We start from the raw sequence: 9,472 nt of genomic DNA, 5'->3' as shown, positions 1-9,472 counted from the left end.
GAGGCCGATGCCGACGCGCTGACGCATCGCCTGCGCCTGGCCGAGCAGCAGATCACCGCCGATCTTGCCAGCCTGCGCGTGCAGGTCAGCGGAGCCGAGCGCCTGGCCACGCTGGCCGGCGACGAGGCAGGCCTCGCCCGCCGCATGGCCGAAGCCGAACGCCGCCGCTTTGCCTTGGGGGCCAGCGATTTCCTGCCGGTGAACCTGCGCGAGGAAGCCGCCGCCGACGCACAACTGCGCCAGATCGACGCGCAATACCGCCACGCCGCTGCCCGTGCCGAACTCGCCTCCAGCCTGATGGACAGCGCCAGCCTGGGCCTGGATTGAACGGTTGCTCGGCTTTCCACCGAGCGCCAGCTGTTGAATTGAACTGAAAGGACCCGCGCAAGGGCTTCAGGAGCAACACCCTCTATCATCTCAGGGAGTCAAACGGCGCGCGGCAAAAGCATCAAAATCCAGAGGTCGGCGTTGCCCGGCTTGCGCTCTACATGCAGGTCAAGTGTTCACCACGATCCTGGCGCTGCGGGATTTGCCCGCCCTGTGCGCTTCCACCGAATAGCAGTAGCTGAAAGGCTTGGGCCCACTATGATAGGCCCAATGGCATATCGATGGCGATCGTGTCACGGATCGCAGAGTGTGGGGCCGATCATGCGGGGGCGGGTAATCGATCTTAGCGTCGGGTATTTCGGGCTGCAGATCGCGTTCGGTATCCAGAGCGCCAGCCTGAGCCGGGTTTTCCAGGGTCTGGGCGCGTCGGTCGATCAACTGGCCATCCTGTGGTTGGCCGGGCCAGTGACCGGGTTGCTGGTGCAGCCGGTAGTTGGCGCGCTGAGCGATCGGGCGCCCACGCGGTTCGGGCGGCGGCGGCCCTACATCCTGCTGTCGGCGCTGGTGGTGATCGCGGCACTGGCCGCCTTGCAGCTGGCGGCATCGCTGGTGGTGGCGGTGGCGGCGGTGTGGATGCTCGAAGCGGCGATGAACGCACTGCATGCGCCCTATCGCGCGCTGGTGGCCGACACATTGCCGCCCGACGAACACGCGCGCGGCTATGCGATGCAGACCGTTTTCATCGGGCTGGGCGCGCTGGCGGGCGCCTGCGCACCGATCCTGCTGGCCTGGGGCGGCTGGTCCAATGTTGCGCTGCCGGGCCAGACCGCACCCTCGATCCGCGTTGCATTCGTTGCCGCTGCGCCGTGGCGCTGTCGGTGGGCTGGACCGTGGCGCGGGTGCAGGAACCCCCGGCCCGTGGCGCGGGGGATGACAAAGCGAGGGCCGCGATGGGCCGCAAAGCGGAAGTCGCCGCGCTGTGGCATGCGCTGCGGCCCGTGGCGGTGATCCAGTTTTTCAGCTGGTTCGGGCTCTATCTGTTGTGGGTCTATGCCACGCCGGTAGTCGCCGCGCAGCTTTATGGTGCCACGTCGCCATTCGACGCGGCCTATGGCAAAGGGGCAGACTTCGTGGGCGTGCTGTTCGGCACTTACAACGGCGTTGCCGGGGTGTTTGCCTTCCTGCTGCCCAGGCTGTTCCGCCGCTTTGGCGTCACCCGTGTGCATGCCGCGGTGCTGGCGCTGGGAGCAGCGGGGCTGAGTGGTTTGGCGTTGCTCGCCCATCCTGCCGGGCTGATCGGTTGCGCGGTCCTGATCGGCATCGCCTATGCCTCGATCCTCAGCGCGCCGTTCGTGCTGGCTGGGCGGGCGGTATCGAGTGCGACGGCGGGCATGTTCATCGGGGTGATGAACATTTTCATCGTGGTGCCGCAATTGTTTGCCGGTGTGAGCATGGGCTGGGTCATCGCGCATCTGCTCGGCGGAATGGCCTGGCCGGTGCTGCCCCTGGCCGGAGGGCTGATGGCGGCCGGTGCACTGCTGAGCCTGTGTCTGTCAGGCATGGACGAGCGCGTTGCCGTGGCGTAATGCAAGTTAATGCAAACGCTAGGCAGATCATGGCGCGGGTAAAGCGCAGCGGGCCAACGCTGGGCGGTGTTGCCGCAGAAGCAGGTGTATCGGTGGCGACCGTATCCCGCGTGCTGACCGGGCACAGCGCGATCAGCGAAGGGACGCGCGAGCGCGTGCTGAGCACCGCTGACCGGCTGGGCTATGTTCACGTGCCGCAGCGGGTGCGCCGGCATCAAACATCGCTGTCAGAGCAGATCTGCCTGGTCGTGCCGGTGGCAACCGCACACGGCAGCCAGTTGGCCAACCCGTTCGAACTGGCGCTGATCGGCGGGGTTGGCACTGCGCTGCGCGAGCGGCGGCGCGATGTCTCGATCGTGTGGCAAACACCCTATGACGATGCCACGCTGGCGCAGTTTTTGGACCAGAGCGCCTATGCCGGAACGATCTTCTTGGGCCAGTCGCAGTTTCACGATACGCTCAATCGCTATGCCACCATGGGCAAGCCGCTCGTGGCCTGGGGCGTGGAAGTGGCGGGGCAAAGCTATTGCTCGATCGGCAGCGACAATCATGAGGGCGGTTTTCAGGCCACGGCGCATCTGTTGCGCAAAGGGCGGCGGCGCATCGCCTTTATCGGTGCGATGCCCCCCATTCCAGCCGCCCGCACGCCGTTTTCGCAGATCGCGATCCGGCTCGACGGCTATCGCGCGGCACTGGTTGCGCACGATGTGCCGTTTGATCCCGACATGGTGCAGACGCCGACGGCCGGGCAGTTCGAAGGGGCAGAGGCGGTGGACAATCTGCTCGAGCGGGGCATCGCATTCGATGCGATCGTTGCCGCATCTGACCTGGTGGCGCTTGGCGCGATCCAGACGCTGCGACAGCGGGGCATCCGCGTGCCCGATGATGTGGCGGTGATCGGCTATGACGATATCGACGCAGCCGCGCTGTCGACGCCGGGGCTCACCACCATCCGGCAGGATGTGATCAAGGCCGGTAATCTGCTGGTGGCCAAGCTGCTGCGCATTATCGACGGCCATCGCGCCAAGTCGGAGCGGTTGCCGACGAACCTGATGATTCGGGAATCCTGTGGGCGCTGAGCATCTGTCGTTTATGCAAAATAATGATGATGTTCATGTGTAAGATGCTGGAAAAATTATAATAAAATCAGATCGTGTGTGTCTCGCCATGTAAAATGCAATCGTTTGCAGAAAATATTTGCATAAGTTTGCAAGTCGGGTCACTTTCCCTCGCATCAGGTGTGCCGCCCAGCAGAGGCGTCTAGGAGGGGATTATCATGCGTGCATGTCGTTTGGCATTGATGGCTTCGGTTGCGTGGATGGGGCCGATGACCCCCGCGCTGGCGCAATCCGCCCCGTCTTTACCAACTCAGTCTTCGGCTACCCAGTCTGCCGCTGCGGCCGACGCGCCCGCCGCCGGCGCGGCACAGGGCAGCGACCTTGGTCTCAACGAGATCATCGTGACCGGTACGCGCACGGGCACCCGCAAGTTCGAAACATCGTACGCCATCACCACCATCGATCCGCAGGCGATCGCGCAGAAGGCGTCGCTCGGCATTGCCGATCTTATCGCCTCGACGCCGGGTATCTATGTCGAAAGCTCGGGCGGGGAAGTTGGCAACAACGTCTATTCGCGCGGTCTGCCGGCCGACAACTATCGCTATCTGCCGCTGCTCGAAGATGGCCTGCCGGTGTGGGAGGAAGGGGCAGGGGCCTTCACTAATGCCGACGAGTTCTTCCGCGTCGATGCCACGATCGACTCGCTCCAGATCGTGCGCGGCGGCTCGGCCTCGATCACCGCGTCGAATGCCCCGGGCGGCGTGGTCAACGTATTGACCAAGCGCCCGACCCGCACATTCCAGGGCATGGTCAAGAGCGAGATCGGCGATTGGGATCATTACCGTCTCGATGCCAATGTCTCGGGCCCGCTGACCGATCGCCTGTCGTTTGCGATCGGCGGCTTCTATCGCGAGGACAATGGCCTCAGGGACCCCGGCTTTACCGGCAACAAGGGGGGCCAGTTCCGCGTTGGCCTGCAGTATGACTTTGTCGATAGCGGCTCGCTGTTCGTCAGCTATCGCAAGCTCAACGACAAGAACATCTTCTACACCGCCATTCCGCTGGCCAGCCCCAGCCAGGGCCTGCCGGGCCTTGATGCCGGCACGGGAACGCTGGTCAACAATGCCTTTGGCCGGCTTACCGTGCCTGATGGCAACGGCGCGTTCGACAAGAATGTCGATCTCACCCAAGGCATCCATACCAACACCGACACCTTTACTGCCATCTTCAACAAGCCGCTGGGCGATGGCTGGGAGATCAACGACCGCGCGCGCTACACATCCGGCACGGTTGATTTCAACGGACTGTTCAGTTCCGGCGTCGCCACCAGCCAGGGCTTTCTGGCGAACGCGCTGACCCGCTTGCAGGCCGCGCGGCCTGACACCGTATCGGCCGTCTATCGCGATGCCAGCACTGGCCAGACGGTGGCCGCATCGGCACTGGGCAATCAGCTTGCCCTGACCGAGAGCATTTTCAACACCGTGGTGAACGTCAAGAACGTGATCAACGATCTGACTATCACCAAAAAGCTCTACACCGGCATGGGCCAGCATACCCTGACCGCTGGCTATTACTTCAGCCATTTCAACCAGACGCAAAACTGGAATTGGAACGATATCCTAGTCGAAGGCGTCAACCGTCCGCGCTATTTCGATGTGGTCGGGCTGAACGCCGCGGGGCAGCAAACCGTGGCGCTGACCAAGGACGGGCTGCTCAATCTGCACAGCAATTTGCAGCGTTTCCATGATGATGTGACGGTCAATGCGCTGTACCTGACCGATGCCTGGCAGGTAACCGATAAGCTGCGCATCGATCTGGGCGCGCGGTATCACCATGTCGCCAAGGAAGGCACGATCGCGCAGACCACCAGCGCCAATCTGGGCGATCTCTCGACCATTGCCGATGACAACGTGCTGGTCTTCACCGGGGCCAATACGCAATATCGGTTCAAGACCGGGCAATGGGCCTTTTCTGCCGGCGCCAATTACGAGTTCAGCAAGCGTGTTGCGGCCTTTGCCCGCTATAGCCGCAGCTTCCGCGTGACGCCGGAGTTCGTTCAGTGGTTTGGCGGCGTGCCGGTGGAAAACCGCATCGACCTGGTCGAAGGCGGCGTGAAATATGCAACGCGGCCGTTCTCGGCCTTTGTCACCCTGTTCTATAACCGGTTTCCCAACGTCGCCTTCCAGACAACCGTTGCCGGGCCAAACGGGCAGGCGCAGACCATCAACCAGAAGGCGGCGGCGGAATCGCGCGGTATCGAGGTCGAACTTTCGCTGCGCCCGGCCGATTTCTTCGAAGTGGCAGCCAGCGGCAATTACCAGAAGATCACCTATACCAGCTTTGCCGGACAGGACGCGAACGGCCCGTTCGATTTCAGCGGCAACCAGATCGTGCGCCAGCCAGAGGTACAGTTCTCGATCCGGCCAACGCTGCATCTGCTGCGCGACCGGGTGAACATCTTTGGCGAGGCGGCCTATACCGGCAAGCGTTATGTCGACGTGGCCAACACCATCGTCCTGCCGCACTACACCGAGGTGCGGCTGGGTGCGAACTGGAAGATCACCGACGCGCTTCAGGCCCAGGTGGTGGCGACCAACCTGTTCAACACGGTTGGCTTGACCGAGGGCAATCCGCGTGCCGGCTCGATCGTCGGGGTACAGGAAACCGCGTTCCAGGGTCGCCCGATCTTTGGCCGCCGCGTTCGCGCCAGCCTGACGTATAACTTCTGATGGAACAGCGGCTTGGCATGATCGCCGGGATCGCGGCGCTGGTCGTGGCCACTCCTGCCCTGGGGGAGGAGTGGCAGACGGTCACCTCGCCCGATGGCCGGATTGTGGTTGATCTGGCGGTCGACCATGGCGAGGCGGTGTACCGTGCGCGGTATAACGGCAAGCCGATCCTCGATCGTTCGCGGCTCGGCTTCCGGTTCAAGGATGCCGCGCCGATCGATCATGACCTCGCGCTGGTGGCGAGCCGGGCGACCGAACTCGACCGGCCTTGGACCCAGCCATGGGGCGAACGCCGGCAGATGCGTGAGCACTATCGCGGCCTGGTTGCCACGCTTGCCGCGCCAGATGGCCGCAAGCTGGGCGTCGAGATCCGCGTGTTCGATGATGGCTTCGGTGTCCGCTATACCCTGCCCGGCTCGGCGCAGCAGCCGCTGGTGATCAGCGACGAGGAGACCGAGTTCCACTTCGCGCAGAATTACCGCGCCTGGTCGATCCCGGCCTATCGCGAGAAATACAGCGAGTACGAATACAGTCGCTCGGCGCTGTCCGCGATCCAGACCGCGCAGACGCCGCTGACCCTCGAAGGCGATGGCGTTGCCCTGGCGGTGCACGAGGCGGCGTTGGTCGATTTCCCGTCGATGAACCTGCGGATGCCAGATGAAAACAGCCGCACTCTCAAGGCCGATCTCTCGCCCTGGTCCAATGGCGATCGGGCGCGGACGCATGGTGGAGCGGTAACCCCGTGGCGGGTGGTGATGGTGGCGCCCGACGCAGCGCATCTGGCGGATTCGACGATTGTCCTCAATCTCAACGAGCCCAATCGCCTGGGTGACGTATCCTGGGTGAAGCCTGAAAAATACATCGGCATCTTCTGGGCCATGCATACCGGGTTGTTGACCTGGGAGCCGGGGCCGAAGCTGGGGGCCACCACCGCGCGGGCCAAATCCTATATCGATTGGGCGGCGCAGCATGGCATTGCCAGCGTGCTGGTCGAAGGCTGGAACGTAGGCTGGGACGTGCCCGAATGGTGGAAGAACGGCCATTCCCGTTTCGTGTTCGACCGTGCCCAACCGGCTTTCGATATGGGCGAAGTATCCGCCTATGCCCGCGCCAAGGGGGTGGACCTGATCGGCCATCACGAAACCGGCGCTCAGGTGAAGGACTATCTCAGCCAGCTTGAGCCCGCGCTCGATTACTACGATCGCTATGGCGTGCGTGCGATCAAGCTGGGCTATGTCGGCACGCGACTCGACCAGACCGAATGGCCCGACAGCCAATACGCGGTGCAGAGCCTGCAAACGGTCGTCGCCGCAGCGGCACGGCATCATATCGCCATCTTCCCGCATGAACCGGTCAAGGATACCGGTCTGCGCCGCACCTGGCCCAATCTGATGAGCCGCGAAGGCGCGCGGGGGCAGGAGTATAACGGCGGCAGCCCCGATGGCGGCAATGCACCCGACCATACCACCATCCTGCCGTTCACGCGGCTGCTGTCTGGCCCGTTCGATTACACGCCCGGCGTGGTCCATTTCGATTATCGCGCCAACCGGCCTGACAACCGCGTGCCGGCCACACTGGCCAACCAGCTGGCGCTCTATGTCGTGTTGTATAGTCCTGTGCAGATGGCGGTTGACCTGCCCGAGCATTATGACGAGCACGCCGATGCCTTTCGCTTTATCCACGATGTGCCGACCGATTGGGAGGAAAGCCGCACGCTGCAGGGCGCGATTGGCGAATACGCGGTCATTGCCCGGCGCGATCGGCACAGCCCGGATTGGTATCTGGGCGCGATCACCAATGATACCGCCCGCAGGCTGACCGTCCTACTCGATTTCCTCGCCGCCGGCGCGCGGTATGAAGCGACGATCTATGCTGATGGCCCGGGCGCGGACTGGCGCACCGCACCTGAAAAGATCGCGATCCGCCGGCAAACGGTTACGGCGCGAGACACCCTTGCGCTTGATCTGGCGCGGGGCGGGGGGCAGGTGATCCGGTTTCGCATGCTGCGCTGATAGTCGATTAGCTTGGGGCGGCTTGGACAAATTACGCAACCCCTGCCGGGCTGGAGGCAAAAACCGCCATTTCCGCGTCGGCTTGTCGCGCAATATTCCCGATATTCCGCTTCCTCGCCTCCTTAAACTGGCGGTTTTTGCCTCCAGCCGTGGCGTTGTGGAATTTGCCCACGCCGCCTAGCAATACGTTGGCAGAAAAATAATTTTTGGGATTCCCAAGGTGAGAAATGAGTAGCCCCTAGTTTTTGGCGCTGCCCTATTACGATGCCACGCTGTGGCCGGCATTACAGGCGACTGGCATTACGCTCTATGCCGTCAGTTCACAGAACCCGGTCGACCCTGGTCCGACCGAGCGGCATGGCTTCGCTATGCCACGCTGGCCGACCCAGAGTATGCCCTGGCGCGGCAACTGGGCATCACGTTCTTTCCCGAAGACCAGCCCTCGGTCGCGCCTGGCACCCCTTGGATTGGCGCCACGCTGGGTATCCAAAGCTATGAAATGACCCAGCCGGCGATCGTCATCATCGATCCCGATCACACCCTGCGTCATCTGGCCGTCAGCCCGGACTGGCTGGACCGTCCCGAATTCGATGCCATTCTGGCGCACCTCCCCGAGGTCAACGTGGCTGGAGCACTGGTGCCGGGATAACCGCCCAGTCCGAAATCGCGACGCTTGCCGTTGGAGGTGAGGCGAAGCACCCAGGATTTGTGGCCCGAGGCCTGAACCAGCAACATCAGGCCTTTGCCGTCGCCGTAGAGGCCGGGCTGGGTCAAATGGCTGATTTTTAACGCCGTAAGTCGCTGTGAGCTCGACATATGGGCGCTTCCCACAATCCTACCACACAAAGCATCCGGCTTTGGGGCAACGTCAATGGACGATGCAGGACGCGGAAAGTGCCATGAACGCTGAAAACACTAGGGTTTTTCGGACGCTTATGGATGTCAGCGGATGGGTCTGGAAAGGGCAATGGTGCCCGGGGACGGAATCGAACCGCCGACACCGTGATTTTCAGTCACGTGCTCTACCAACTGAGCTACCCGGGCTTGCCGCGCTGGCGGGCCGTTTGGCCGGCGCCTTGCGTTTGGTGAAGCGCCCTATGGCGAGGTGGCCGAAGGTTGTCCAGCCCTCAATTGCATCTATTTTTCCACAATCGGTTTTTTGGGCCCGGGCTGGCCGTGCTTCAATCCGGGCCTTCCTCTTCGGCGTCGGCGGGCGGGCCGGGCAGGGCATAGCCGTCTTCGAGCCAGCGCATCAGGTCGCGGTCGCGGCAGCGGGCAGAGCAGAATGGCTTATGCGCATCGCTGCGCGGTTTGCCGCAGATGGGGCAGCGCTTGGGAGGTGTGGTCATGGGGTGATCGCCTGGGCAAATCCGGCGGTGGGCGCAAGGGTTTCGTCGAGGGACCAGTGCAGCAGGCGGCCGGTGCGGCGGGCCAGTTCGTCTTGCCAGGCGGGCAGCACGGCACGCGCCAGGGCGGGGTGGCAGGTCAGCAGCAGGGCGCCCGGATCGCGCACCTTTTCCGCGCGGCGCAGCAACTGCCGTGCCGCTGCGCCCAAAGGGTGGCGGGCAAACAGCGCGGGCAGCGACGGGCGCTCCAGTCGGCTGACCAGCTGGACGAAGCCATAGCCGTTCATCGCCGTGCGCTCACCACGCCAACCGGTCTGCGCGCCACGGACTGCCAGTTCCTGTGCCAGTGCCGCATCCACTGCCTGGCGATCGCGCTTTTCACCCAGCGTGGGGAAATCGATGCCGATCGACCCG

At 63.4% G+C, this 9,472-nt stretch carries 9 protein-coding genes, 1 tRNA gene and 1 pseudogene; 7 read left to right on the top strand and 4 right to left on the bottom strand.

Annotation, left to right across the window (positions count from 1 at the left end; genetic code table 11):
* The 7 genes from H926_RS29440 to H926_RS29430 all read left to right on the top strand — a co-directional run.
* Nucleotides 1-327: TolC family protein (locus tag H926_RS29440; protein ID WP_022677967.1), on the top strand; the 327-nt coding region annotated here is incomplete at its 5' end.
* Between the two features lie 321 nt (nucleotides 328-648).
* Nucleotides 649-1,335, top strand: a complete 687-nt coding sequence (locus H926_RS29435; RefSeq protein ID WP_158442028.1) for an MFS transporter — start codon at nucleotides 649-651, stop codon at nucleotides 1,333-1,335.
* The gene (locus H926_RS0120710) at nucleotides 1,278-1,913 is read left to right on the top strand and encodes a hypothetical protein (RefSeq protein WP_028658301.1); all 636 of its coding nucleotides are present in this window, start codon (nucleotides 1,278-1,280) and stop codon (nucleotides 1,911-1,913) included. Before H926_RS29435 ends, H926_RS0120710 begins: the two co-directional genes overlap by 58 nt.
* Entirely contained in the window at nucleotides 1,913-2,992 is a 1,080-nt protein-coding gene (locus H926_RS0120705) for a LacI family DNA-binding transcriptional regulator (RefSeq protein WP_082209269.1), read from the top strand. The genes H926_RS0120710 and H926_RS0120705 overlap by 1 nt, the downstream gene beginning before the upstream one ends.
* 248 nt (nucleotides 2,993-3,240) lie before the next feature.
* Nucleotides 3,241-5,700 carry a TonB-dependent siderophore receptor gene (locus tag H926_RS0120700; protein ID WP_158442026.1) on the top strand — a complete coding sequence of 820 codons (2,460 nt, stop codon included), beginning with the start codon at nucleotides 3,241-3,243 and terminating at the stop codon, nucleotides 5,698-5,700.
* 17 nt (nucleotides 5,701-5,717) lie between these two features.
* Complete coding sequence (locus tag H926_RS0120695; RefSeq protein WP_028658299.1) at nucleotides 5,718-7,712, top strand: glycoside hydrolase family 97 protein; 1,995 nt, start codon at nucleotides 5,718-5,720, stop codon at nucleotides 7,710-7,712.
* A gap of 274 nt (nucleotides 7,713-7,986) precedes the next feature.
* On the top strand, nucleotides 7,987-8,361 hold the full coding sequence (locus tag H926_RS29430; RefSeq protein WP_051146461.1) for a hypothetical protein: 375 nt from the start codon (nucleotides 7,987-7,989) through the stop codon (nucleotides 8,359-8,361).
* Here the strand turns inward: H926_RS29430 and H926_RS35600 are convergent.
* The 4 genes and pseudogenes from H926_RS35600 to H926_RS31175 form a co-directional block, all read right to left on the bottom strand.
* Complete coding sequence (locus H926_RS35600) at nucleotides 8,259-8,528, bottom strand: Arm DNA-binding domain-containing protein (RefSeq protein ID WP_371256315.1); 270 nt, start codon at nucleotides 8,526-8,528, stop codon at nucleotides 8,259-8,261. The genes H926_RS29430 and H926_RS35600 overlap by 103 nt on opposite strands.
* Before the next feature lie 152 nt (nucleotides 8,529-8,680).
* Nucleotides 8,681-8,756, bottom strand: a tRNA-Phe gene (locus H926_RS0120685).
* Nucleotides 8,757-8,893: 137 nt separating this feature from the next.
* The gene (gene yacG / locus H926_RS0120680; protein WP_022677963.1) at nucleotides 8,894-9,061 is read right to left on the bottom strand and encodes a DNA gyrase inhibitor YacG; all 168 of its coding nucleotides are present in this window, start codon (nucleotides 9,059-9,061) and stop codon (nucleotides 8,894-8,896) included.
* Nucleotides 9,058-9,472, bottom strand: a pseudogene (locus tag H926_RS31175) (ribonuclease); the annotation flags it as partial. The gene yacG and the pseudogene H926_RS31175, both read right to left, overlap by 4 nt.

This window comes from Novosphingobium sp. B-7, from assembly GCF_000410615.1.
Classification (GTDB): Bacteria; Pseudomonadota; Alphaproteobacteria; order Sphingomonadales; family Sphingomonadaceae; genus Novosphingobium; species Novosphingobium capsulatum.
The sequence above is the reverse complement of the archived record's forward strand: the minus strand, read 5'-3'. Positions and strand labels throughout refer to the sequence as shown.